24 protein-coding genes are annotated in these 24,717 nt (G+C 60.6%); 15 read left to right on the top strand and 9 right to left on the bottom strand.

Annotation, left to right across the window (positions count from 1 at the left end):
- Nucleotides 1–35 precede the first annotated feature (35 nt).
- A complete protein-coding gene (locus HHL14_RS17165; RefSeq protein WP_169498812.1) occupies nucleotides 36–1,331 on the bottom strand; it encodes an L-fuconate dehydratase in 1,296 nt (431 codons plus the stop codon).
- A 167-nt stretch (nucleotides 1,332–1,498) separates the two neighbouring features.
- Here HHL14_RS17165 and HHL14_RS17160 point away from each other — a divergent pair, with 167 nt between their 5' ends.
- From HHL14_RS17160 to HHL14_RS17115, 10 genes are all read left to right on the top strand, one after another.
- Nucleotides 1,499–2,260, top strand: coding sequence for a GntR family transcriptional regulator (locus tag HHL14_RS17160; RefSeq protein WP_169498811.1), 762 nt, complete (start codon nucleotides 1,499–1,501; stop codon nucleotides 2,258–2,260).
- 91 nt (nucleotides 2,261–2,351) lie between these two features.
- Nucleotides 2,352–3,869, top strand: coding sequence for a sugar ABC transporter ATP-binding protein (locus tag HHL14_RS17155; protein ID WP_169498810.1), 1,518 nt, complete (start codon nucleotides 2,352–2,354; stop codon nucleotides 3,867–3,869).
- A 13-nt stretch (nucleotides 3,870–3,882) separates the two neighbouring features.
- A complete protein-coding gene (locus tag HHL14_RS17150) occupies nucleotides 3,883–4,914 on the top strand; it encodes an ABC transporter permease (protein ID WP_169498809.1) in 1,032 nt (343 codons plus the stop codon).
- Between the two features lie 84 nt (nucleotides 4,915–4,998).
- Nucleotides 4,999–5,940, top strand: coding sequence for an ABC transporter substrate-binding protein (locus HHL14_RS17145; RefSeq protein WP_169498808.1), 942 nt, complete (start codon nucleotides 4,999–5,001; stop codon nucleotides 5,938–5,940).
- 332 nt (nucleotides 5,941–6,272) lie between these two features.
- Nucleotides 6,273–8,222, top strand: coding sequence for a putative bifunctional diguanylate cyclase/phosphodiesterase (locus HHL14_RS17140; RefSeq protein WP_169498807.1), 1,950 nt, complete (start codon nucleotides 6,273–6,275; stop codon nucleotides 8,220–8,222).
- Between the two features lie 38 nt (nucleotides 8,223–8,260).
- Complete coding sequence (locus HHL14_RS17135) at nucleotides 8,261–8,680, top strand: hypothetical protein (protein WP_169498806.1); 420 nt, start codon at nucleotides 8,261–8,263, stop codon at nucleotides 8,678–8,680.
- 121 nt (nucleotides 8,681–8,801) lie between these two features.
- Nucleotides 8,802–9,026 (top strand): hypothetical protein, encoded by a 225-nt coding sequence (locus tag HHL14_RS17130; protein ID WP_169498805.1) that lies wholly within the window; start codon nucleotides 8,802–8,804, stop codon nucleotides 9,024–9,026.
- Nucleotides 9,027–9,364: 338 nt separating this feature from the next.
- Complete coding sequence (locus HHL14_RS17125; RefSeq protein WP_169498804.1) at nucleotides 9,365–11,071, top strand: fibronectin type III domain-containing protein; 1,707 nt, start codon at nucleotides 9,365–9,367, stop codon at nucleotides 11,069–11,071.
- A 290-nt stretch (nucleotides 11,072–11,361) separates the two neighbouring features.
- On the top strand, nucleotides 11,362–11,805 hold the full coding sequence (locus tag HHL14_RS17120; RefSeq protein WP_169498803.1) for a hypothetical protein: 444 nt from the start codon (nucleotides 11,362–11,364) through the stop codon (nucleotides 11,803–11,805).
- 110 nt (nucleotides 11,806–11,915) lie between these two features.
- Nucleotides 11,916–13,412 carry a lyase family protein gene (locus tag HHL14_RS17115; RefSeq protein WP_169498802.1) on the top strand — a complete coding sequence of 499 codons (1,497 nt, stop codon included), beginning with the start codon at nucleotides 11,916–11,918 and terminating at the stop codon, nucleotides 13,410–13,412.
- 268 nt (nucleotides 13,413–13,680) lie between these two features.
- Here HHL14_RS17115 and HHL14_RS17110 read toward each other — a convergent pair whose 3' ends face one another.
- The 4 genes from HHL14_RS17110 to HHL14_RS17095 form a co-directional block, all read right to left on the bottom strand.
- On the bottom strand, nucleotides 13,681–14,241 hold the full coding sequence (locus tag HHL14_RS17110) for an OmpA family protein (protein WP_230413081.1): 561 nt from the start codon (nucleotides 14,239–14,241) through the stop codon (nucleotides 13,681–13,683).
- Nucleotides 14,238–14,909, bottom strand: coding sequence for a M35 family metallo-endopeptidase (locus HHL14_RS17105; protein ID WP_169498801.1), 672 nt, complete (start codon nucleotides 14,907–14,909; stop codon nucleotides 14,238–14,240). The genes HHL14_RS17110 and HHL14_RS17105 overlap by 4 nt, the downstream gene beginning before the upstream one ends.
- 4 nt (nucleotides 14,910–14,913) lie before the next feature.
- Nucleotides 14,914–15,369 carry a hypothetical protein gene (locus HHL14_RS17100; protein WP_169498800.1) on the bottom strand — a complete coding sequence of 152 codons (456 nt, stop codon included), beginning with the start codon at nucleotides 15,367–15,369 and terminating at the stop codon, nucleotides 14,914–14,916.
- Between the two features lie 394 nt (nucleotides 15,370–15,763).
- Entirely contained in the window at nucleotides 15,764–16,915 is a 1,152-nt protein-coding gene (locus HHL14_RS17095) for a peptidyl-alpha-hydroxyglycine alpha-amidating lyase family protein (RefSeq protein ID WP_169498799.1), read from the bottom strand.
- 216 nt (nucleotides 16,916–17,131) lie between these two features.
- Here HHL14_RS17095 and HHL14_RS17090 point away from each other — a divergent pair, with 216 nt between their 5' ends.
- Nucleotides 17,132–17,425: a DUF1330 domain-containing protein gene (locus tag HHL14_RS17090; protein ID WP_169498798.1), complete on the top strand. Its 294-nt coding sequence runs from the start codon at nucleotides 17,132–17,134 to the stop codon at nucleotides 17,423–17,425.
- 57 nt (nucleotides 17,426–17,482) lie between these two features.
- Here HHL14_RS17090 and HHL14_RS17085 read toward each other — a convergent pair whose 3' ends face one another.
- From HHL14_RS17085 to HHL14_RS17075, 3 genes are all read right to left on the bottom strand, one after another.
- Nucleotides 17,483–18,334, bottom strand: coding sequence for a carbohydrate ABC transporter permease (locus tag HHL14_RS17085; RefSeq protein ID WP_169498797.1), 852 nt, complete (start codon nucleotides 18,332–18,334; stop codon nucleotides 17,483–17,485).
- Nucleotides 18,331–19,221 (bottom strand): carbohydrate ABC transporter permease, encoded by an 891-nt coding sequence (locus tag HHL14_RS17080; protein ID WP_169498796.1) that lies wholly within the window; start codon nucleotides 19,219–19,221, stop codon nucleotides 18,331–18,333. The genes HHL14_RS17085 and HHL14_RS17080 overlap by 4 nt, the downstream gene beginning before the upstream one ends.
- 250 nt (nucleotides 19,222–19,471) lie before the next feature.
- Nucleotides 19,472–20,704, bottom strand: a complete 1,233-nt coding sequence (locus HHL14_RS17075; protein WP_169498795.1) for an ABC transporter substrate-binding protein — start codon at nucleotides 20,702–20,704, stop codon at nucleotides 19,472–19,474.
- Between the two features lie 206 nt (nucleotides 20,705–20,910).
- On the opposite strand from HHL14_RS17075, the gene HHL14_RS33600 reads away from it, so the two are divergent.
- The 4 genes from HHL14_RS33600 to HHL14_RS17060 all read left to right on the top strand — a co-directional run bounded on the left by HHL14_RS33600 (nucleotide 20,911) and on the right by HHL14_RS17060 (nucleotide 23,956).
- On the top strand, nucleotides 20,911–21,039 hold the full coding sequence (locus HHL14_RS33600) for a hypothetical protein (protein WP_268966629.1): 129 nt from the start codon (nucleotides 20,911–20,913) through the stop codon (nucleotides 21,037–21,039).
- A 43-nt stretch (nucleotides 21,040–21,082) separates the two neighbouring features.
- Nucleotides 21,083–21,856 carry an SDR family oxidoreductase gene (locus tag HHL14_RS17070; RefSeq protein ID WP_169498794.1) on the top strand — a complete coding sequence of 258 codons (774 nt, stop codon included), beginning with the start codon at nucleotides 21,083–21,085 and terminating at the stop codon, nucleotides 21,854–21,856.
- Nucleotides 21,857–21,911: 55 nt separating this feature from the next.
- Nucleotides 21,912–22,994 (top strand): ABC transporter ATP-binding protein, encoded by a 1,083-nt coding sequence (locus HHL14_RS17065; RefSeq protein ID WP_169498793.1) that lies wholly within the window; start codon nucleotides 21,912–21,914, stop codon nucleotides 22,992–22,994.
- 98 nt (nucleotides 22,995–23,092) lie between these two features.
- Nucleotides 23,093–23,956 (top strand): MurR/RpiR family transcriptional regulator, encoded by an 864-nt coding sequence (locus HHL14_RS17060; RefSeq protein ID WP_169498792.1) that lies wholly within the window; start codon nucleotides 23,093–23,095, stop codon nucleotides 23,954–23,956.
- A 151-nt stretch (nucleotides 23,957–24,107) separates the two neighbouring features.
- Here HHL14_RS17060 and HHL14_RS17055 read toward each other — a convergent pair whose 3' ends face one another.
- Nucleotides 24,108–24,431: a hypothetical protein gene (locus HHL14_RS17055; protein ID WP_169498791.1), complete on the bottom strand. Its 324-nt coding sequence runs from the start codon at nucleotides 24,429–24,431 to the stop codon at nucleotides 24,108–24,110.
- Nucleotides 24,432–24,717 lie beyond the last annotated feature (286 nt).

The following is a 24,717-nucleotide window of genomic DNA, read 5'->3' as shown; positions in this document are numbered from 1 at the left end:
CGCTCCCATGGTATGAGGTCGAGTTCAGGCCGCGTTCAGGATTGCCACGCTTCGCCCTCCGGAAACCAATACTTGTCCAGCGATTCTGCCAGCATTTCGATGCTGTACCCGGCGCGTTGCGGCGGCATGTAATGCCCATTGCGAATCACGACCGGATCGACAAAATGCTCGTGCAGATGATCGACGTATTCGAGTACGCGATTCTCCAGCGACGCCGACACGCAGATATAGTCGAACAGCGAAATGTGCTGTACGTACTCGCACAATCCGACTCCACCGGCATGCGGACAGACCGGCACGCCGAACTTCGCCGCCATCAGCAACACGACGATCACTTCGTTGAGTCCGCCGAGCCGACAGCTATCGATCTGACAGAAGTCGATCGCTTCGGCCTGCAGCAACTGCTTGAACATCACGCGATTCTGGCAATGTTCTCCCGTGGCGACGCCGATCGAGCCGAGCCGCTTGCGGATCGCCGCGTGGCCGAGAATGTCGTCGGGGCTGGTGGGCTCTTCGATCCACCACGGGTCGAACTCCGCGAGGCGACGCATGTTCGAAATCGCTTCATCGACATCCCATACCTGATTCGCGTCCATCATCAGTTTCAGGTTCTCGCCGATCTCTTCGCGCAGAATACGCGCACGGCGCACGTCTTCGTCGAGATTGCCGCCGACTTTCTGCTTGAAATGCGTCCACCCCTGCGCGACGCCTTCGCGCGCGAGGCGACGAATCTTGTCGTCGTCGTAACCGAGCCAGCCGGCGGACGTCGTATAGGCCGGATAGCCGTGCGCGAGCATTTCCCTTTCGCGTTCGCCTTTGGTTGCAGCATGGCGATGCAGCAACGCGAGTGCTTCGTGCGGCGTGATTGCATCCGTCACATAGCGGAAATCGAGGCAACGCACGAGTTCTTCCGGACTCATGTCGACCAGCAGCTTCCACACCGGTTTGCCGACGGATTTTGCCCACAGGTCCCAGACCGCGTTGACCACCGCCGCGGTGGCCAGATGAATCGCGCCTTTGTCCGGGCCGATCCAGCGTAGTTGGCTATCCGAAGTAAATGCGCGCCAGAAAGCGCCCATGTTCGTGGCGATATCTTCGAGCTTTTTGCCGACGATGAGCGGCGCCAACGCATTGACCGCCGTCACGCAGATTTCGTTGCCGCGTCCGATCGTGAAGGTCAGTCCGTGTCCGGTGAGATCCGGCGTATCGGTTTCGAGCGTGACGTAAGTGGCGGAGTAGTCCGGCGCGGCATTCATCGCGTCGGAGCCATCCAGTGAGCGTGAAGTGGGAAACCTGATGTCGCGAACGGACAGCCTTGTGATCGTAGTCATCTGAGCACCCTCCGGGGCTATGTATGGCTAGCGGTTTGCGCCTGCGGGCGCAGGCGGACTGACTTCACGCACGCGTCGGCGCGCGCCTTTTCTCTTCGACGCGTACCGGTAAGCCAGGGAATACCAGACCCGGGTACGCGTTGACAACACGTGATTCGCTTTCTAGCATGCTAGCATGTTGTTTCGAAATCAAGGCCTCCGTGAATTCCTCAGCCGAACTGGAGAATGCCGCTGTCGACCCTTATGTCGCACTGCAAAAGATCAGGGGCGGCGAGCGCGGTAGTTTGACCGACGCGGTCGAGGCGGCGTTGCGCGAAGCGATTGTGACGCTGGCGTTGGAGCCTGGCATGATGATCGACAAGCTGGCCGTGTGCGAACGGATGGGCGTGTCGCGCTTTCCCGTTTCGTCGGCGCTCGCGAGGCTTGCGCATGCCGGTCTCGTCGAGGTTTTGCCGCAGCGCGGCACGCGTGTCAAACCCATCGCGCTCGACGATATCCGTCAGCACCTGTTTATCCGCAGCGCGCTGGAAGTCGAAACGGTGCGTGGTGTGGCGCGGATGCACGATCGGGCGACGCTCGATGCATTGGCCAGCAATATGGACAAGCAGCGCGGCCTGGCCGGAGGCGGTGACCGTATCGCGTTTCACGTACTCGATCTGGCCTTTCATGAAATTCTGCTCGACGCGGTGAAGCTGCCGCGTGTGAAGGAAATCGTCGCGGTGTCGCGCAATGCGCTGGACCGCGCGAGGCAATTGCTCGCCAGTCCCGAACGACTCGTGCACACGCTTGAAGAGCACGAGCGCATTTTTAAGGCGTTATCCGCCGGCGACGGCGATGCGGCCGCGAAAGCGATGCACGATCATCTCGACCAGGTGGTGGCCGAATTGCACCGGTCCGCGCGAGCAAGGCCGGATCTGTTCGAGTCCTGAATGGACGCGACATTGGAAGCCACATTGAAAGCCGTTTGCAGGTCACAGTAAAAAGCGCTAGTGATATAGGCAGCCGTCGGCACATCCGCACATGAACCCACTCATTTCCGTCAACAGGCTTTGCAAGAGCTTTCCGGGCGTCAGAGCGCTTCATGACGTCCACTTCGAACTCATGGCCGGCGAGGTCCATGCGCTGATGGGCGAGAACGGCGCGGGGAAATCGACGCTGATGAAGATCCTCGCCGGCGTCTATACCCGCGATTCGGGCGAAATTCTCTACGACGGCAAGCCAGTCGAGTTTCAGGGGCCGCGCGATGCGCAGGCAGTCGGCATCGGCATCATTCATCAGGAGTTGCAACTGATGAATCATCTGAGCGTCGCGCAGAACATCTTTATCGGCCGCGAGCCGCGCAAGCACTTCGGCCTGCTTCTCGACGAAGACCGGCTCAATGCGCAAGCTCGGGAGATTCTCGGCCGCATGCATGTGAATCTCGATCCACGCACGATGGTCGGCGCGCTGACGGTGGCGAGCCAGCAGATGGTCGAGATCGCGAAGGCGTTGTCGTTCGATTCGCGCGTGCTGATAATGGACGAGCCTACTTCCGCGCTCAACGATGCCGAAATTGCCGAGCTTTTTCGCATCATCCGTCAATTGAAAGAACGCGGCGTCGGCGTTGTCTATATCTCGCACAAGATGGATGAGCTCAAGCAGATCACCGATCGCGTCACCGTGATGCGCGACGGTGAATACGTGGCGACTGTTCCCACCGAGGGCACGAGTGTCGAAACGATCATCGGCATGATGGTGGGGCGCACGCTGACCGACATGACGCCGGGGCAGAATGCACCGGTGAAGGGCGCGCTTGCGCTCGAGGTGAAGAATCTCGTCGCGGGTCCGCTGGTTCGCAATGTCAGTTTCGAATTGCGTCAGGGCGAAATACTCGGCTTTGCCGGCTTGATGGGCGCCGGCCGTACCGAGGTCGCGCGCGCGGTGTTCGGTGCCGATCCGGTCGAATCCGGCGAGATCTTCGTGAAGGGCGCGAAGGCGTCGATTAAAAAGCCGAGCGATGCGGTAAAGCGCGGCATCGGCTATCTGTCCGAAGATCGCAAACGCTTTGGTCTTGCCACCGGCATGGACGTCGAATCGAACATCGTAATGTCCGATCTCGGCAAGTTCCTGTCGTTCAATATGTTCTTGCGCCGCGGTCAGATCCGTAAAAGAGCGCAGCACTTTATCAAGCTACTCGCCATTCGCACGCCGTCCGCGACGCAAACGGTGCGGCTATTGTCGGGTGGCAATCAGCAGAAGATCGTGATCGCGAAATGGCTGGAGCGCGATTGCGACGTGTTGTTCTTCGACGAACCGACCCGCGGCATCGACGTCGGCGCGAAAAGCGAAATCTACAAGTTGCTGCGTGCGCTGGCGGCGCAAGGCAAGGCGATCGTGATGATCTCGTCGGAGCTGCCTGAAATTCTGCGCATGAGCGATCGAATCGTCGTGATGTGCGAAGGCCGCATTACCGGCGAGCTGTCCGCCGGTGAGGCGACGCAGGAGCGCATCATGCATCTCGCGACGCAGCGCGAAACCCTGAAAACGGCACAAGCCTGACGAGGTTCACGACATGACATTGCAATCATCGGATACGGCGGCGCTCGATAACGAACGGCGAACTTCCGGACTGAGAGCCCGCATCTTCGCGCCTACCGCGCTGCAAAAAATGCTCGCGTTCGCGAGCCTGATTCTGCTGCTGGTGTTTTTCAGCTTCGCGTCGCCCGCGTTCATGCAGATGGACAACATCCTCGGCATTCTGCAGGCAACCGCGGTGAACGGCGTGCTGGCCATTGCCGCGACGTTCGTCATCATTACCGGCGGCATCGATCTGTCGGTCGGCACATTGATGACCTTTACGGCCGTGATTTGCGGTGTATTTCTCACCTATTGGCATTTGCCGATGTGGCTCGGCGTGCTTGCCGCGATCGCGACGGGCGCGGTATGTGGCACCGTATCGGGCACGCTGACCGCGAAGATGAAGATCCCACCGTTCATCGCGACGCTCGGCATGATGATGCTGCTAAAAGGCCTCTCGCTGGTGGTTTCGTCGGATAAGCCGATCTATTTCACCGACACCGAGAACTTCTACCGTATTTCGCAGGATTCGCTGATCGGCTATTTCCTGCCGAGCGTGCCGATTCCGAATGCAGTGCTGATCCTGTTCTTTCTCGCGATCGTCAGTTCCATTACGCTGAATCGCACTGCGCTCGGTCGCTATACGTTCGCGCTTGGTAGCAATGAAGAAGCGGTGCGGCTTTCGGGCGTCAACGTCGATCGCTGGAAGATCGCGATTTACGGCGTGGGCGGTGCGATTTGCGGCATCGCTGGTCTGTTGATCGCGTCGCGTCTGAATTCCGCGCAGCCTGCGCTCGGTCAGGGCTACGAGCTCGACGCGATTGCCGCGGTCGTGATCGGCGGCACGTCGCTGAGCGGCGGCTCGGGCACGATTCTCGGCACCATCATCGGCGCTTTCATCATGAGCGTGCTGACCAATGGACTGCGCATCATGTCGGTTGCGCAGGAGTGGCAGATCGTCGTGACCGGTCTGATCATCATTCTGGCCGTCTATGCGGACATTCTGCGGCGCAGCCGGAGAAGCTGACGCGGCACACCGAAGTGCAAGAGAGAGGGGAGCACGTGGAGGCTCCCTCAATGGCTTGATAGCCCACCCGTAGGAGGAGGCCCCATGTTGAAGAGAAGACTAATCGGTATCGTGGTCGGTGTCGGCGCGCTGGTCGGCGCGAGCGGTCTCGCGTATGCGGACCAGCCGTATATTCCGCTCATTTCGAAGGGCTTCCAGCATCAGTTCTGGCAGGCCGTCAAATCGGGCGCCGAGCAATCGGCGAAAACGAATAACGTCAGGATCACGTTCGAGGGACCGGAAACGGAAGCAATGGTCGACAAGCAGATCGACATGTTGTCGGCCGCGCTTGCGAAGAAACCGCAAGCGCTCGGTATTGCCGCACTCGATAGCAAAGCCGCGATTCCGCTACTCAAGCGCGCGCAGAACGACAAGATCCCCGTGATCGCATTCGACTCCGGCGTCGACAGCGATATTCCGCTCACCACCTGCGCAACGGACAATATCGCCGCCGCGGCGCTCGCCGCCGATAAAATGGCCGAGCTGATCGGCAATGCCGGCGAAGTCGCCGTCATCGTGCATGACCAGACGAGCCGCACCGGCGTGGATCGGCGCGACGGTTTCGTCAATCAGATCAAGTCGAAGCATCCGAACATCAAGATCGTTTCCGTTCAATACGGCGCCGGCGACCACCTGAAGTCGGCGGAAATCGCCAAGGCGATGATCCAGGCGAATCCGAATCTGAAGGGCATCTTCGGTGCGAATGAAGGTTCTGCGGAAGGCGCGGCGATCGGCGTGAAGGAGTCCGGCAAGAAACTCGTGCTGATCGGCTTCGACTCTGGCAAGGAGCAGAAGGAGAACATCATGTCGGGGCTGATGGCCGGTGCGATTACGCAGAACCCGGTCGGTATCGGCAAGTGCGTGATCGATTCGGCGGTGAAGGCGCTGCATGGCGAGAAGCTGCCGAAGAAGGTCGACACGGGCTTCTACTGGTATGACAAGACCAATATGAACGATCCGAAGATCTCGGCGGTGCTGTACGACTGAACGGAATCGGCGCCCCGATTAATCGCGGCGACGTGGTAATGGTCATCGAGGAGGAAGAGCAGCGCTCTTCCTCTTTTTTATTTGCGGGAGGTCGTGTCTGAAACGCACGACATATTTTTCCCGCTGCGTCGCATCAATATGCGCTGCGAATGCACGCTGCAGATCAGGCGGTGGAGCCCATGCGCCGATGATGCGGTGCTTTAAACATATGTGCGGCTTAGTCGTTCGCCGCCATTGCACTAATTGATCTGATATTTTACATTTGTGTAATGCGCGCATCGTAGGTCACCCCGCGCGCGATTCAAGCCCACCCACTGTTAAATGCGCAGGTCATGGCTTTTACCGAACCAAGGTCTCCATTTTTCAGGTGGCTGGTGTCCTCCGCTCAGAATCTGAGCCCGGAGAACCGGCAAATTTTGCTGGCCAATCTGTTTACGCGAACCTCGTCAATCATATTCGCGTCGATTTGCGAACTCAGCGTTTGCGCCACCGCCTATTACCTTTATCCGATCCCGCTCTACGCCGCGTGGGGTCTTGCCGTCATTACACTGCTGATCGCCCGGCTCACATTGATCTGGTTATGCCGCACGCGTGCCGCGCAAGGCCGGCCCACGCCGACCTCGGCGTTTTTATTCGCGAGTCTGCTGTGGAGCGTGTTATTCGGTATTGGCTCGTTACTCTGCAATATCAGCGGAAACCCCACACTTTTCCTGCTTGGAAACGTTTGCGCGGTCGGTGTGATCGGCGGATTGGCGGGGCGTAATGCCAGTACGCCGCGACTCGTGTTATTGCAGATCGTCTTTATTCTGAGCCTGCTCAGTGTTGGTGCAGCGATGTCGCCAGGCAACGGCAAGCTCGTGCTGTTGTTTCAGGCACCTTTTTGCGCGGCGGGTTTCTTCACGGTCGCGTTGCGCAGCAACCGTGACACCGTTGCGCTGCTGCTCGCGCGCGAAACCAGTCATCGGCTCGCTCGCCAGGACAGTCTGACGGGGCTGCCGAACCGCGCACGGATCAGCGAGCTATTGCTCGAACGCACCGGCAAGGGGGCGGCGTATCCGGATCGACCGTTCGCGGTCTTGCTGATCGATCTGGACGGCTTCAAGGCGATCAACGACAGTCTTGGTCATGCCGCCGGCGATCAGATCCTGCAGGAGGCGGCGACCCGTTTGCGCGAGTTGCTGCCGAGCGGCGATCAGGTCGGCCGTCTCGCGGGAGATGAATTCGTCGCGATCTCGGACGGCGCCGGGCAACCGCGCGACGTGCGCATGCTGGCCGATAGCATTGTCAGAGTGCTGGCACGGCCGTTCGCGCTGAGCGAAGCGCTCGTGCATATCGGTGCGAGCGTCGGCATCGCGCTCTACCCCGAACATGCGAAGACGGGTCCGCAATTGCTGATCTGCGCGGATCGCGCGTTGTATGGCGTCAAGCGCAACGGCAAGAGCGGGTTCGCGCTCTTCGATACCGAGAAGCATGTGTCGGATGAAAGCCTGAGCCTGTTGCGCAGCGATCTCGAAGGCGCGCTGAAATCGTTCAGCGGTTTGCGTATGGAGTATCAGCCGATCATCGATCTCGCGAGCGGCGCGGTGTCGGGTCGCGAAGCGCTGATTCGCTGGACGCATCCGACTCGCGGCGAGCTGTCGCCGTCCGCATTCATTCCGACCGCCGAGCGTACCGGCCTGATCCTCGCATTGGGCGAATGGGTTCTGCTGCAGTCGTGCACGGCGGCGACGACGTGGCGCGACAAGGTGACCGTCGCGGTCAACGTGTCGCCGGTGCAGTTGCGCGAAGAATCGTTTGCGTCGACGGTGACGGCAATCCTGCGGAAAACGAGGCTTCCGCCGACGCGACTCAATATCGAAGTGACGGAAACGGCGCTATTGAACGACGACGAAGTGACCCGCCGCAACATCGCGCGCTTGCGCGCGTTGGGCATCGGACTCGCACTCGACGATTTCGGCACTGGCTTTTCGACGATGTCGACGCTCGTGCGCTTCTCGTTCGACAAACTGAAGATCGACAGTTCGTTCGTCAGAGAGGCGCTGCATCGGCGCGAATCGGCGGCCGTGGTGCGCGGCATCGTTGCGCTCGCGCGCGAGATCGGCATGCCGACCACGGCCGAAGGCATCGAGACGCAGGAGCAACTCAACTTCGTACGCGTGTGCGGCTGCACGCACGCACAGGGCTATCTGCTCGGCAAGGCGATGCGCGGCGATGAAATCGAGCAGGACGAAGCGGTGCTCGATGTACCGCTTGCCGACAAGACCGTGCGCGCGAGTTCGTGATCGGCGCTATCGCCTGCAGTACCGCTACCGAGATTGCCATGTCCGCTTCGCTGCAATTCCAGCTTCGCATCACCGTCTCGACCGCGCTGTCGGATTCATTGCGCGCGGAGCCCTCGTGCGAATTTTATCCGGCGCTCCACGCACTTCTACATGCGCACCACGCGACGCTCAAATGTCAGTTCGACGCATTCGCGGACTATGTCGGCGAAGCGGAGCGAATGGGCACGGAGAATTATCCGCTGTACCAGTGGACGCGCCGGACCATCGAGCATCCGGAGAAGAAGGCGAAGTATCTGCGCTCGTTCACGATCTATGTGAACGGCGACGACGTCTACGGCAAGGACACGGCCGATGCACTGGAAGCCGGCTTGTCGAAGCTTGTCGACGGAAATGAAATTGTCAGCATTTCCCGCTACGACACGAATCCCGCGAATAATCCGCAACCGCCCACGTATTAGATTAATTCAATGATTAAATGCTCGCTCCAAAGTCGTCAGCATTAAATCGTTTAACAATTAACGACACGTTGCGAAGTTCGTGAGACGATGCCATTTCACTTATTTTTTGTGGGAGCGCGACATGGGACTTCTGGACGAAGTGGGCAAGATTGCAGGCGCGGTTGCCGCTGTTGAAGCAGCGGACAAAGTCGATCCGGAAGCGGGTCTTCTGACCAAGGGCATTGCTGCCGTCGCGGGTTTCGAAGGCGCGGGCAAGCTGGAATCGCTGGTCGAAAAGAAGGAAGAAGACAAGCAGGACGCCGCCGACAGCGCACAAGCCGCGGACGACACGAGCTCGCAGACCTGAGTGGATGCCATGTAGTCGAGCCGGTTGCATGCGCGAAATCGGACAACATCGAATCGCGTCATGCACCGGTAATTAACTGGCAGTTTTTCAAATTCCCTTCAATTAGATCGAAATAGACTTTCGTTTCGATATCCGCAGTTCCAATTCATTCATTTTCCTTTCGATTTCTGTCGTTTTTACCGCGACAGACAACGCCAATCCGCGCTTTTTATTGTTCCGAAGTTTTCATCGGGCTGTCATCGCCACCCGGCTAGGATCGTTCGTCTCCACCGTCCGCGCTCGCGCCGCGACGCGTTGTTTTGCGCTGGCATTCTTCCACCTCAACAACAACACTGGACATGTCGAACAAAAAAATCGTCAATGCAGCGCCTGCCGATGAGCAGGGCGCTTCCATCGTGTCGCGTCGCGGGTTCCTGAAATTCGCCGGCGTTTCGAGTCTCGCCACGGCGGCAGGCGCGCTGGCTTCGAGCGCGCGCGGCGCGAATAGCGGTACGCCCGATGGCACACCCGAGCAGATCCACCTGACGTGGGGCAACGATCCGACGAGCGAAGTGACCGTCTCGTGGTCGTCGCTCGCGCTCGCGGTCAATCCGCAGGTGCGTGTGAGCGGCAATGGCGCGGACCGCGCGCGGCGCGCGGTGCACGCGGTGCAAAGCACGTACACCGACGGCATCAACGGCGAGGTCGTGTTCAACTATCACGCCCGCCTGCGCGACCTGAAGCCCGACACGAACTATCAGTACGAAGTGACGGCCGACAACGACGGCAACGCATCGCAGCCTTTCACCGCGAGCTTTCGCACCGCGCCGCGCGGCCGCGTGCCGTTTCGCTGGACCAGCTACGGCGATCTCGCGACGCCGAACACGAACTGGGTGTTGTCGTCGCCGCAAAGCCGCTTCGCGGTGCAGGCGGTCGAACGCTTCCAGCCGCTGTTCCATCTGCTGAACGGCGACCTGTGTTATGCGAACCTGAACCCGATGCAGCAGCCGGAGGTGTGGCGCGACTTCGGCAACAACGCACAGACGTCGGCTTCGATGCGGCCGTGGATGCCGTGTCCCGGTAATCACGAACTCGAATTCAACAACGGCGAGCAGGGGCTCGCGTCGTATCTGTCGCGCTATACATTGCCTGACAATCACACGCGCTTTCCGGGCCGCTGGTACAGCTTCCGCGTCGGCTCGGTGCTGTTCATCTCGCTCGATGCGGACGATGTCGTCTATCAGGACGCCGCGGCATTCGTCGCGGGCCCGGCGCCGTTGACGCCGGTTGCGAGCACCGGCAATGCGCCGATTCCGGCGGGCACGTCGCTCTACGTGCGTGGCTATAGCAACGGCGAGCAGACGCGCTGGCTCGAAAAAGTACTGCAGCAAGCGGCGCACGATAACGACGTCGACTGGATCGTCGTGCAGATGCATCAGGACGCGCTCAGTTCATCGAAGACCGGCAACGGCTCGGACAAGGGCATTCGCGAAGCGTGGCTGCCGCTGTTCGATCGCTACGGCGTGGACCTCGTGGTGTGCGGTCACGATCACGACTACGAACGCAGCTATCCGGTGCGCGGCTGCAATCACAACAAGGGCAGCGACATCGCGACCGGGCGGCCGGTCGATACGCTGCAGCCGAAGCCGATCATGTCGGCGGTGTCGGCCGGCGCGTCGACATTCGATACGAGCCACGGCACGATTCACCTGATTCTCGGCGGTGGCGGCACGAGCGCGCCGCTCGACGTCTATGGGGTGGATGCCGGCACGGGTCTGCCGCAAGCGCGCATCTTCACGAAGCCGAATCGTCCGGTTCCATCGACGACCACGGCGGGAACGTTCGTGCGTGCAAGCGCCGACGCGGTCGAAGACGCGATTTGGTCGGCGCAACGCGACACCGGCACGGGCTACGGCATCGCGGTGTTCGACTACGATCCGGGCAGACACGGCGGCGAAACGACGATCACGATGAGCTATTACCATGCGCCGGGCGCGGATCAGACGCCGACGCAGGAGTACGAGCTGTTCGAGAAGATCGTACTGAAGAAGTCGCGACGCGGCTAAGGGAACAGAGAAAGATCAGTAATCCGTACTGATTCCAGAGGTACGACACAGCACGACGCGGTGCCGTACCTGCTTCTTCCAACACGTCGACATCGCCAGAAGGGCCGCTCACAACGAGCGGCCTTTGTGCTTTTCACGTGGACCACGCCGTGCAAGAGCGTGCAAAAATTACCGCACGAGCGCTTCATTTTGTTACACGTCTTACCGGGTCGCACGCTGCCGGTTACAGAAAGCTTTCTGAAGCCTCGCTATACTCGGCGCCGTCTCACTCAAAAACACAAAGACCCGTTATGTCGAAGAAAATCATTCAGATGGTTGCCGTGGTTGCGTTGACCGCCGCGTCGTCGGTGCCGGCGCTGGCTGGCGATATGAACAACATGCTCGGCGGCGCGGTGGGCGGTGTGGCCGGCGCGGCACTCGGCGGCGCGGTTGGCGGCAGCACGGGCGCGGTAATCGGCGGTGCGGTCGGTGGCGGCGCGGGTGGCGCGGTGACATCGAATCGACGCGAGCGCACCGGTGCGATCATCGGCGGCGCGCTGGGCGGCGGCGCGGGTACCGCGGCCGGCAACGCGATGGGCGGCCGTACTGGTGGCCTGCTCGGCGCGGCTGTGGGCGGCGGCGCGGGTTCGGCGCTGGGCGGCAACATCTCGCGCTCGAACTCCTACGCGGACGATTACTCGCGCGGCTACCGTTCGGGCAAGCGTCATCACAACAAGCATCGCCGCTACGACTGAGATGGCGTGACATCGGCGGCAGGGGCTCGCGTCTGAGCGGATAGCAGGCGCGGGCACGGCCCCTATAATCGGGCGTGTTCGATTCCCATCACACGCCCATCACGCCCGACATGAGACTACCCGCCTCGCTTCTTCCCGCCGCTATTCTTCTCTGCGCGTCGCCGGTTTTCGCGCAACAGCTTCCTCCCCGCGACGAGTTCTTCTGGCTCGGCGAAATCAATAAAGCCACGCTGGTCATCAATACCGACGAAGGCCTGCTCGATAAATCCATGGCGCCGCGCCTTGCCGCGGGTGTCGCCAAGGTCATCGCCGACGGCAATCAGCCCGGCGCGAAACGCCCCTCTACCGTGATTACGTTCGAGCCGCTGCTGATCAAGGCGGCGGGCGAAGACGTGACCTTGCTGCATGCGGGACGCTCGAGTCAGGACATGCACGCGACCTACCGCTCGGCGATTCTGCGCGACGATCTGCTGAACCTCGCCGATCAACTGAACAAGACCACCGCGACCCTGGTCCATCTCGCGGATCGCTATGCGTCGACGGTCGTGCCGAACTACACGAATGGCGTCGCGGCCCAGCCGAATAGTTATGGCCATTATCTGCTCGGCTTCGCGGCGGGACTCGACCGCGACGCGCAGCGCATTCGCGAGGCGTATGTGCGCGTCGATCGTTCGTCGATGGGTACGACGGTGCTCAACGGCACCAGCTGGCCGTTGAATCGCGAGCGTATGGCGCACTACCTCGGCTTCAACGCGATCGTCGACAACGCGTACGACGCGTCGCAGATTTCGTCGGTCGACGAACCGGTCGAAGCGAGCGCGATCGTGACCAGCGTCGCTCTGCACACCGGCAGCTTTATTCAGGACGTGATGACGCAATACGCCGAATCGCGGCCGTGGATTCTTTTGCAGGAAGGCGGCGCCAATACCTATGTGTCGAGCGCGATGCCGCAAAAGCGCAATCCGGGGCTACTGATCCGCACGCGCTCGGAGGCGTCGACGGCGTTGTCGTTGGCCGAGGGCGTGGTGTGGCAGGCGCACAATCTGCCGCCCGGCATGAGCGATCCGAAGGAGCAGCGGACGAACACCGAAATGATCGATAGCGGCATCGCCGCGCTGAAGGGCTGGCAAACGGTGATGAACGCGCTCGTCATCAACTCCGACCGCGCGCTCGAAGAACTCAATAGCGACTGGACTGCGTCGCAGGAAGTGGCCGATGTGCTGATGCGCAAATACAAGCTGCCGTTCCGCGTTGGCCATCACTTCGCGTCGAACATGGTCGAGTCCGCGCGGCAGAAAGATATCAAGCCGCTCGACTTTCCGTATGCCGACGCCCAGCGCATTTATCGCGAGACCGTGGCGAATACGCCTTATGCCGGTGAGTTGCCGATGAGCGAAGCCGAATTCCGCTCGACGCTCGACCCGGTCGCGATCGTCAATCACCGTGCGACGGTGGGCGGCCCGCAGCCCGCGGAAATGGCGCGCATGCTGAAAGAAGCGAATGCGCGCGTCGCGCAACAGGATCAGTGGATCAAAACGAATCGCCGGCATATCGACGATTCGCTCGCGAAGCTCGATAGCGATTTCAATAAGCAGTTGAATCGCTGACGCGCGGCGCAGAAGAATTGGCGACGGCGAGTTGCGGAAGAACGGTGGCGTCTTGGGCTCGACCGATCGGATGACACCGGAAACTAGCACGACTGATTTTCACGGGACTGAGAGGGATTCAAGCGGAGTGCCTGGCACCCTCTCGGTTAGCGTTGTGCATCTTTTGGTGACTATCACGACGGAATTACTGCTGCGAAGATCGATGCGATTGCGCCCAATGATGTAAGGAATGGCAGACCGGAAAGGCCCGGGTGCGACTTTCCTCATTCTATTGAGGCTTTGGATCAGGATTGTAGGGTTCAAGTTTCGGCGCCAGCCGTGGATCGTCGCACATCCATCGACAATCTCCGTCTTTGCATATCGGACTTAGCTCGATTTCGATTTGCCGAATATCAGGTTCGCCATCGGGGCGTGTCATCACACTACCTCTTGTCATAGTGTAAGGTTCGACGTAGATGTTTTTGCTCGAGATTCCAAGTGTCCTCAGATACGTTTTCACCACTTCGCCGCGGCGGTCCTGCAAAACATCCAGATCACGTTCATCAATATATGCACCGGCGACTACGACTGCCAGAATCTGCACATCGGGCCATTTTTTAGCTTTGCTGACCGCATCTGAAATCAAGCGACGATTTGCATTTGAAAGGGCGGTTGTGTTGAATGGCAACTGAAGTTCTACGTGGTACAAAAAGCGACATCCGGTGCTGGATGGTCTTTTTGGTTCAGGGCTATCCAACGAGCGGCCGAAACTTGCTGCGCAAAGGGCTGCGGATAACGCGAACGCGACGAGCATCAAGCGGGACCAGGGGCTTTTAGTATTTTTTGTCATGATATTACTTTGTCGAAATTTGCTATATATCCAACTATGCTATCGGCGTTCTCAATCGCCTTCTCTGGTTTCATCAGTGCATATACGCGAAGACTTGATTCCTTATCGGCGTAAGCCCAGTCGCGAGAATTAAACGTGTCAGTGAAATGGGTACATTCATGGATTATCGTCTTTATCTTGCACGTACCCCGCAGGAAGCCAAATGGACTTTCGCAATATGCTGAGTAGATGGCTATAACCCTTTTTTCCGAATCTGGTTTGCAGACTGCGGCGTGATTCGTTCCCTTATCCAGCGGGGGTACACACGACAGCATCCTGTTCGTCGCACTGTCCCATCTCACGATCTTTTCCGGCACCAGTTGCTGCATTGCTGCAAGCAGTCGCGGCAGCCCGTCGCTCAGTACTTTTTTCGTAGCGTCATCTGCGCGGCCAAAGAAATTCGATACACGTTCATGCTCCTTTTCGTCCCAGCGAGCGAGACCCTCGATACGCCTTTTGATTAACTCGACGCCAATATCCCGCGCCCGCATCGCTTCTTTTCTGAACTCCTTGTTAGTCATGTTCGGGCAGATAGGGGTTGTATTGATGGTGACGTCTCTATTCGACACGGGAGTCGTGTTTGTGAATGCTGTGTCGTCGACGGTATGCCATTCCATGTCGTCGTTCACGCTTCTAGCCCTCCACGTCGATCTTTAGAAACTTGAAACCCTGCGTCGTAACGCGGGAAGTCTGTCCCGCTGCGTTTGTCTTGCCGCTACAGATTTCCCTGTTGTCAGCGAAAATCCGGTAGTGCACATTCTCTACAGGATTGCCGTTGTAATCCCTGATGGTGAACCGTTCGTCGAACGGGCCGGCAGGGCGATTGCGACAGCGGCATCCCTGAATTTCGCCTAGGGCTTGCCTCATATCGTGGCCCGATGGAAGCGCCTTGATCGAACTGGTCGGAATCATTTCGCCGGTCTTGCGGCGCATCGTCCTGGCGTGGGGTACATCCGGGAACCCCTGGAATATCCCGAACGTTATACGGCAGCTAATACACTCGCGCTCTTCGGATCCTTCAAACGCTTCGTTAAAGTGGCTTTCCATTTCCGCAACGATCTCTGCTGCGGGCCGCATCCTCTCTGGCATATATTGTTTCCTCCGTATCGTCTGAGTATTGTTAGAACGTAGCGCGGGATTAACCTGCGCGTCTTTCAGACTGCTCTGAAAATGGAGCTGCTTTTTCTCAATAAAGCAGAGCCGACATCCAGCCAATGCCGGACGGCGTTAAAGCATTCGGAGATTGCGTTACGTGGGCTGCCCGTTATCGGGAGTAGATGAATTCGGACTACTTAAAGAGGCCTTGACCATTCAGGTGTGACCTTCGATACCGCTTACTATGTGGTTATTTCCTTCGATGTCAATCAGCACGCCTGCGTAGAATGTCGGCACTGAGCATGCTCTCGCACTACAGATCGGGCGGCGGCGCGCCCGACCTGCGAATCTAATCTATCGTCGACATACCACCCACGGCGCCGCCCATTCACCCATGCAACACCAGTTTCTGCACCCGCCAGTTCAACAATTCGGCGACGAATAGTACGTTTTCCGAAGGACAGGCCATCTGGTGAATCCAGCCGAACTCCTTCGGCTGTTTGCCCGCTTTGCCGAGTACGCCGAGCACCTTGCCGTCGAGCGAGAGCTTATAGATGCGGCCCGGAAACGCATCGGCGCTATACAGCACCTGATGCGGTCCCGGCGAAATACAGATCGCCCACGGCGAGCCCGGCGCGAACGTGCCGGCGGCGATCTCCGCCTCGCTAGGCATGTTGCCGATTGCAGGCCGCGCGTCGGGCGGCACCGGCACGTCGATCGTGAACTGGCGCAGGAATGTGCCTTCGGTATCGAACACCTGAATGCGGCGATTGCTGCGGTCGGCGACATACACATGATCGTTCGCATCGACGGCAATGCTGTGCGGCGTATGGAACTGCCCCGGTCCCGTGCCGCGATCGCCCCACGACTTCAGCCAGTTGCCGTCGCGATCCACCTTCGCGACGCGCGAATTGATGTAGCCGTCGCTGATATAGGTATTGCCGGCCTTGTCCCACGCGACATCGGTCACCTGACGGAAACGCCCAGGCTCGGAGGGCAGCGGCGGATTCGGATGCTTGAGCGGCGCGGTCTCTTCGTCCGACGCTTCCTGCTTGCGACCGAACACCATCGCCACGCGTCCTTCCGGCGTGAACTTGATCACCATGTCCGAACCCTTGTCGGTGACCCATATGTTGTCGTGCCGGTCCACCTTCACCGTATGCGCGAACGACCACGCATACAGGTTGTGGCCGATCTCGCGCACGAAGCGTCCGTCGGGCGCGAATTCGAGCAGTTGCGCGGCGGCCGCGCCATACGCGGGGCCGGTGGTGTTGCCGCGCGACAGCACGAAGATATGCCCATGCGAATTGAGCGCCACGCCCGAGCATTCGCCGAAGTAGACGTCGTTCGGCAAACGCACGGGATTGGCAATCGAGTCGTAAGCAATCGACGGCACCGCGGACGCGTCCGCCGCGAACGCAGCCGGCATCGCGAGGCTTGCCGCGCTGCCGGCGAGCAGACTCATGAAAGTTCTGCGGCTCATGGCGCGATGTTCGGCGCTGCCGCAGCATGGACAGAACATTCCGTATTGCTCGCTCATTCGCTGTCTCCCTGATGGTCGGTTACCGGAAATGTGCAAAGGCAATGCTAGTGCACAAAGCGCTTGATAGCGAAGTTCAGCGCACGTCGAACACGCAGCTTATGCGCCGTCGATGCGAACCCTGCGAAAGCCCTGCGGCTCTTTGCTACTATGTAAGGCCGCGACTGCATGGGTTCGCTTCAGTCCACTCTGGGTCCATCACACAAGGAGATTCGAATGAGCAAGGGTTATTGGGTATCGGCGTATCGCAAGACGAACGATCCGCAAAAGCTGGCTGCGTATGCGCAACTGGCGCCGGCCGCGGTGGCGGCGGCGGGCGGCAAGTTCCTGGTGCGTGGCGTGGCTGACGAGCCGCGCGAGCAGGGCCTGAAGGAACGCACCGTCGTGATCGAGTTTCCGACTTACGAGCAGGCCGTCGCCGCGTATGAAAGCGAGGAGTACAAGAAGGCGCTCGCCGCGTTGGGCGATGGCGTAGAGCGCGATCTGCGCATCGTGCGCGGGGCGGATTAACGCTCGGCCCGCATCGGGAGCATGCTGCGCGGCGAGTTCGCGCAGCATGTTCGTAAGTTATTTCACCGCGCCCAGCGCGAGTCCCTTCACCATATAGCGCTGCAGCCACGCGAACACGATCGACACCGGCAATGTCGCGCACAGTGTCGCGGCCATCACCAGGTGCCACTCCACCACATACTTGCCTGCGACCATATCGGTCACCTGCACGGTGAGCGTTTTGTTTTCGGGTGAGCGGATCAGCGTATAGACGACCGCGAACTCGTTCCATGCATTGATGAACGTGAAGATCGCGGTCACCACGATGGCCGGCACCGCGAGCGGCAGAAACACCTTGAATACCGCGCGAGTGCGGCTGCACCCTTCGAGCCACGCGGACTCTTCGAGATCCTGCGGCACGGTCTGAAAGTACGACGACAGCATCCACACCGCGAACGCGATATTGAACGCCGCATACGACACGATCACGCCGATCTTCGAGTCGACCAGGTTGCCGTCGCCCCACGGAATCATCGCGGCGAGCCGGAACAGACCGACCACCAGCAGAATCGGCGAGAGCATCTGCGTGACCAGCAGGAATTGACGATACAGGCCGCGTCCGCGAAACGGAAAGCGCGCGAGCGCGTAGGCGGCGGGCAGACTCACCGCGAGCGCGAGCGCGGTGGACAGGAAACTGATGATCGTGCTGTTGCGTAGTGCGACGCCGAAGTTGGCCGCTTCCCACATGTCGACGAAATTGCGCCACTGCCAGTGCATCGGCAGCCAGCGCGCCGGATAAACGAAGATCTCGGACGCCGGCTTGACCGCGGTGAAAAACATCACCGCGAACGGGAACAGGATGACGAGCACGAGCGGCGCCAGCGCGAGCCAGCACCACAGCGAGCGTTTGGTTTTCGCGCTCAGACTCATGACGGTGCTCCTTCCTTCGTGCGTTGCAGACGCAGATAGGCAATCGAGAACGCGAACAGCATCACCAGCATGATCAGCGATACGGCCGCCGCTTCGCCCGGACGTCCGAGCCGGAAACCGAGTTCGTACAGGTAGGTGACGAGAATGTGCGTGCTGTTGTCGGGGCCACCTTGCGTCATCACCCAGATGATCGGAAACGAGTTGAACACATAGATCACGTTCAGCAGGATCGCCATGTTGATGAACGGGCGCAGCAACGGCATTGTCAGTTGCCGGAATTGTTGCCACGCGCTCGCGCCGTCGATGCGCGCCGCTTCGTAGATATCGCCCGGCACCGACGAGAGTCCGCCGAGGAAAATCGTCACCGTGAACGGAATCGACACCAGAATGCCGACGGCGATCTCGACCGGGAACGCGAACTCCGGCGTCGCCAGCCAATGGATCGGACCGCCGATCAGGCCGAGCCGCTGCAGTGTGACGTTGACCATCCCGTAGTCGTCGTTGAAGGCCCAACGCCAGACGACGGCGGTCATCGTCAGCGATACGGACCACGGCAGCATCACGATCGTGCGCGCGATGCCGCGGCCATGAAAGTCCTGATTCAGAATCAGCGCGACAGGAACCGAGATTGCCACCGTGCCGCCCACCACGCACACGGTCCAGATGATCGTGCGGCGCACGGAGGCGAGAAACACCGGGTCCTGAAACACGTTGATGAAGTTCTGCGCGCCGGTGAAATCGCGGATCGCGCCGAAACGCGACACCTCGTGCAGCGATTGCCACACGATGTTGAAAATCGGGTAGCTGATGATGAAGAGCGCGAGCACGAGGCTCGGCATGATCAGCAGCCAGGGCGCGTGGGTGCGCGGGGAAACGGAACGGCTCATGCGTGCTCGATCGTAACGCGCGCTCGCCTCGAGGGGCGGGCGCGACGGAATGGGCCGGAGAGTGCGTCAGGGTGAAACGGGTACGGGGGGTACGGCCAGGTGCAGTGCGAACGGTGCGGCAAGGTACGCGGTAAAGCCTGCGGTGAAGCCTATTCTGAAGTGCAACGCGCACCGCCATGACGACGGCGGCGCGCGTACCTGCTTCAGCCTGCTCGACTCAGCGTGGCGTTACCGTGTCCCGCCGCGCGTGTCATTTTCCGAGCGACTTGTTCGCCTGCGTCGCCGCCGCATTCAACGCGTCGGCCGGTTGCGCCTTGCCGAGGTAGATCGCTTGCATCGAGTCGGTCACGGCCTTCGCGGTGTCTTCCCAGCCGGTCACCGTCGGCGCGAAGTGAGCGGTCGGCAGCAGCGCGATGAATGCCTTGACGTCCGGATCGTTGAAGGCCGGGTCCGCTGCTTCCGCCTTGGTGGTCGGCAGGAAGCCTTCGGTCGTCGTGAACTCGACGCGCGGTTCCTTCGTGAACAGATAGTCGAGGAACTTCCACGCGGTCTTCTTCACTTTCGAGTTCTTGAACATCACGATCGAGTCGGTGACCGCGTAGGTGGCGTGCGTCGTACCCATCGGCACCGGATCGATACCGTACTTCAGATTCGGCGCTTCCTTCTTGATCTGCTTGGCGAGGAACGGTGCCGAGATCACCATCGCGACACGGCCCTGCTTGAACAGGTTCTGCACGTCTTCACGGCTATAGCCGGTGACGCCCGGTTGCGTCAGACCCTGGTCGATCATCTGCTTGTACATCGTCGCGGCCTTCACACCGGCCGGCGAATTGAACACGGCCTTGCCGTCCTTGCCGACCACGTCGCCGCCCATCGTCCACAGCGCGTAGTAATAGTAGACGTCGGTTTCGATTTCCTTGCCCTGCAGACCGAAGCCGGCAACGCCTTGCGCCTTCAGTTTCTTCGACGCGTCCATCACTTCGTTCCAGGTCTTTGGGCCGTCGGGGTAGCCGACCTTCGCGAGCAGATCCTTGTTGTAGTAGAGCGCGCGTGCGGACGCGGCGATCGGCAGACCGTAGGTCTTGCCGTTGATCTGGCCAGGTGCGAGGAACGGGCCGATGAAGCGGTTCTTGAAGCTCGCGTCCATATAGCCGTCGAGCGGTTCGGCGACGTCGTCCTTCACGAAGTCGAGCAGCCAGCGCGTGCCGACGATCGCGAGGTCGGCGTTGGCGCCGCCGGAAATATCCGTTTGCAGCTTCTGTTGCAGCGTGTCCCAGTTCACGTCTTCGATCTTGATGGTCGTGCCGGGGTTGGCCTTCTCGAAGTTGCGGGCCATTTTCTCGAAGTACGGCGCGGTGGCGTCGCTGTAATGCGCGACGGTGACGCGGACCGTGTCGGCATGAGCCGAGACGGCGATACCAGCAAACGCGAGCGCCACGGCGACTTTGCCTAGCGCGAGGGAAGCACGGGCATGCAACGACATTTTTCTCTCTCCTGTGGGTGGTTTGCCGCCGTCGCCGGCCGCCTTGGTGAATTGTTTGAAAAAATCCTACATGACGCAAAATTGCTTGTCACGTAGGGTCTGCGATATTTTTTATCCAGCGGTTTTGTGCATAAGATGCTGTAAAGCATGGGTTATTCTGCACTGCGCGATGACATGAAAACCCACTCTTCGGGATTGCGCGGAGTGTGTCGATTGTCAGTTTTGTAGGAAATTTACAGGCGCTCGGCATGGCGCTTCGGACGGCCGAAGTCGATGGCAAGAAGTCCGAAGCGAGCGGGAAACTGGCGAACGCGGCCGGCACGAAGCGCTGGTAAAACCCGGCAGCCGAAAGCAGCCGGACGGACGAACGAGGCTCACATGAATCGTGTGGTGTTGGTAACGGGCGCGTGCGGTGGTATCGGCAGCGTGTTGTGCAAACGTTTCGTCGACGAGGGCGACACGGTGCTCGCGCTCGACATCGACGCGACCGCGCTGCATTCGCTCGGTGCGCGGCTCGGCGCGGATAAAGTCACGCCGATCGCGGTCGATCTCGGCGATGCCGCCGCGGTGCAGCAAGCGGTGGCAGAGGCAGTCGCGCAACGGGGTCCGGTGGATGTGCTGGTCGCGAACGCGGGCGCGGCCTTCGGCACGACGCTCGCGAATACCGACGCCGCCAGCTGGCAGCGCGACATTCATCTGAATCTGAACGGCACGTATCACACGGTCGAGGCCGTGCGTGCGTCGATGATCGAACGGCAACGCGGCGCGCTGGTGCTGATCGGCTCGGTGAACGGGATGGCCGCGCTCGGGCATCCGGCGTATAGCGCGGCGAAGGCCGGCCTGATCAGCTATACGAAGGCGCTCGCGGTCGAGCTGGGGCGCTACGGCATCCGCGCGAACATCGTGTGTCCGGGTACCGTGAAGACCCAGGCCTGGCACGCGCGGGTCGAGAAGAATCCACAGGTATTCGAGGATCTGAAGAAGTGGTACCCGTTGCGCGACTTCGCGACGCCCGACGATATCGCCGACGCGGTGTTGTTTCTCGCCTCGCCGATGGCGCGCGTGATCACCGGCGTCGCGTTGCCGGTGGACGGCGGCCTGATGGCCGGCAACCGTCTGATGGCGCAGGAGCTGACGCTCGAATCGCTATAGGACCTACCAATACAACACGCACCCACCCAACACGCGGCGAGACAATGAGGACAGCATGGCAGCAGTGCAACTGAGCGGCATCTTCAAGCGCTATGGCGACACCCAGGTCGTGCACGGTATCGATCTCGACATCGATGATGGCGAGTTCGTCGTGCTGGTCGGTCCGTCGGGCTGCGGCAAGAGCACGCTGATGCGGATGGTGGCCGGGCTCGAAGAGATCAGCGGCGGCGATCTGCTGATCGGCGGCACGCGCGCGAATACGCTCGCACCGCAGCAGCGCAACATCTCGATGGTGTTCCAGAGCTATGCGCTGTATCCGCATCTGTCGGTCTACGACAACATCGCGTTCGGTCCGCGCATTCGTAAGGAATCCTCGACGACCTTCAAGCCGCGCATCGATGCGGCCGCGAAGATGCTGAACCTCAGCGGCTATCTGGACCGCCTGCCGCGCGCGCTGTCGGGCGGTCAGCGGCAACGCGTGGCGATGGGCCGCGCGGTGGTGCGCGAGCCGTCGCTGTTCCTGTTCGACGAGCCGCTGTCGAATCTCGACGCGAAGCTGCGCGTGCAGATGCGCACCGAAATCAAGGCGCTGCACCAGCGGCTGAAGAATACGGTGATCTACGTGACGCACGATCAGATCGAGGCGATGACGATGGCCGATCGCATCGTCGTGATGAACGCGGGGCGCATCGAGCAGATCGGCCGGCCGCTGGAGCTGTACGACCGGCCGGCGAATCTGTTCGTCGCGAGCTTCCTCGGTTCGCCGTCGATGAATTTCGCCGAGGGCGTGATCGCGAATCGCACGCAGGGTGCGGGCGTCGCGCTGAAACTCGCCGACGGCAGCGAGGTCGCGCTCGAACGCGCGCCAGCGTCGGCGGCGCCCGGTGCGAAGGTCACGCTCGGCGTGCGGCCCGAGCACATCGAGATCACCGTGCAGATACCGGACGCCGCGCTCGACGTCGAAGTGATCGAGCCGACCGGCGCGGAGACGCACCTGTACGGGAAAATAGGCGGCAATTCGTGGTGCGTGACGACGCGCGAACGCTCGAAGATCGAGCCCGGTCAGCGTGTCGCGCTGCGACTGCCGGCCGAACACATTCATCTGTTCGACACGGAGAGTGGACGCAGGCTGGTCTGAACCGCGTGTCGTCCGACACTCCCGCTCGAGCCGATCAACGTGCGAGAAGCTGCGAGCCACGCGGATTCCATATGTAAACAGACCCTAAGGAACACCGGGTGTCCGCACCGAACTTGATTCCCCACATTCGCAGCGCACTCGCGAGTCTGCGGCCCGCCGAGCGCAAGGTTGCCGACATGGTGCTGGCCGACGTCGACTTCGCGATGCGCGCGAGCATCACCGAACTCGCGCAGCGCGCCAACGTGTCCGAGCCTTCCGTCACGCGCTTCTGTCGCGCGATCGGCGCGCATGGTCTGCGTGACTTCAAGATGCAGCTGGCGCAGAGCGTGGCGGGCGGTCTGCCGTACGCATCGACCGCGGTTGCGCGCGATGACGACGTGCAGACGCTGATGGACAAGGTCGGCGAAGCGGCGATCGACGGCATCACGCATGCGCGTGGCGCGCTTGACCCGGCGGTGGTCGAAAGCGCGCTGGCGGCGCTCTCCAGTGCGCGGCGGGTGTTTTTCTTCGGCGTCGGTTCGGGTTCGGGGCTCGTCGCGCAGGACGCGGCGCTGCGGTTTCTACGCATCGACATCGCGGCGGCCGCGTTTACCGACGGTCATTTGCAGCGGCTTTACGCGGGCATGATGGAACCCGGCGATGTCGCGTTTGCGATTTCCCATTCGGGGCGCAGCGTCGAAGTCAACGAGAGCATCCAGATCGCCAAGGAGCGCGGCGCGACCACGATCGCGCTGACCAATGTCGGCTCGCGGCTCGCGTGGCTCGTCGATATTCCGTTGCTGCTGCGCGTGGCGAGTCCGATCGATCCGCATACGCCGGGCGTATCGCGGCTCGTGCAGTTGTGCATCATGGACGCGCTCGCCATTGGCGTTGCGTTGAAGGCGGGGCCGCGCACGCTCGAGAAAATGCGCCACGCAAAGGCGCGGCTTGGGTCGCATGAGCCGGAAGGGGCGGGGGAGTAGTGGGCGCCTGATGTTCGGATTGAGATTCGGATTGAGAAATAGCGTGTGAAATAGCAGGTAAAAAAGGCCGTTGCCCGTGAGGGCAACGGCCTTGCTGTTTGTACTTATGTACAGCCGCTTGTCATCTTTAGCGACTACTGATGGGTGACGACTAATGGTTGGCCGCCGGCGACACGACGCTCGGAGTGGCCAGCGTATTGTTGCTCTTGGGCGCGCTATTGTCGGACGTCGAGTTGTTGCTCGGCAGGCCCGAATTCGGCGCGCGAGGCGCCATGCCGCTGTCGGAGTTGGTATTGCCCGGCATGCCGTAGCCGCCCGTCGTAGCGCCGGTGCTACCGCTCATCTGGTTCGACGGGCTCGCGGTGCTGCCGGTCGAACCGCTGCTGTTCTGGCCTCCAGCCGTCTGCGCATAAGCGCCGCCCGACAGTGCGAGTGCGGCGACGGCCGCGACTAATGCAATGCTTGTCCTGCTCATGATCCGCCCCTCCTTAACTGGACTGATGGAGATAGAGACGCAGACAGTTGTTGCCTGCGCTATCGACAGTGTCGCAATCACCGTGCCGCGTGCATTTTCGACGCTGCTGTGATGCCGGCAACACACGCGAATAGCATCGCGTGTGCGCGAACCACGTCACGCAACTACACTTGAATCAGGCCGGAAATCAGGCGAAAAGCATGCGAAACGGCACCAGTCTGCATAGTTCTAAAATTTGTTAATGGCGAGGGTTATCGCCATTGACGAATAAAAAGACGCAGCCGTA

Source organism: Paraburkholderia antibiotica, assembly GCF_012927125.1.
GTDB classification, from domain to species: domain Bacteria; phylum Pseudomonadota; class Gammaproteobacteria; order Burkholderiales; family Burkholderiaceae; genus Paraburkholderia; species Paraburkholderia antibiotica.
This window is presented reverse-complemented; position numbering and strand designations above follow the sequence as displayed.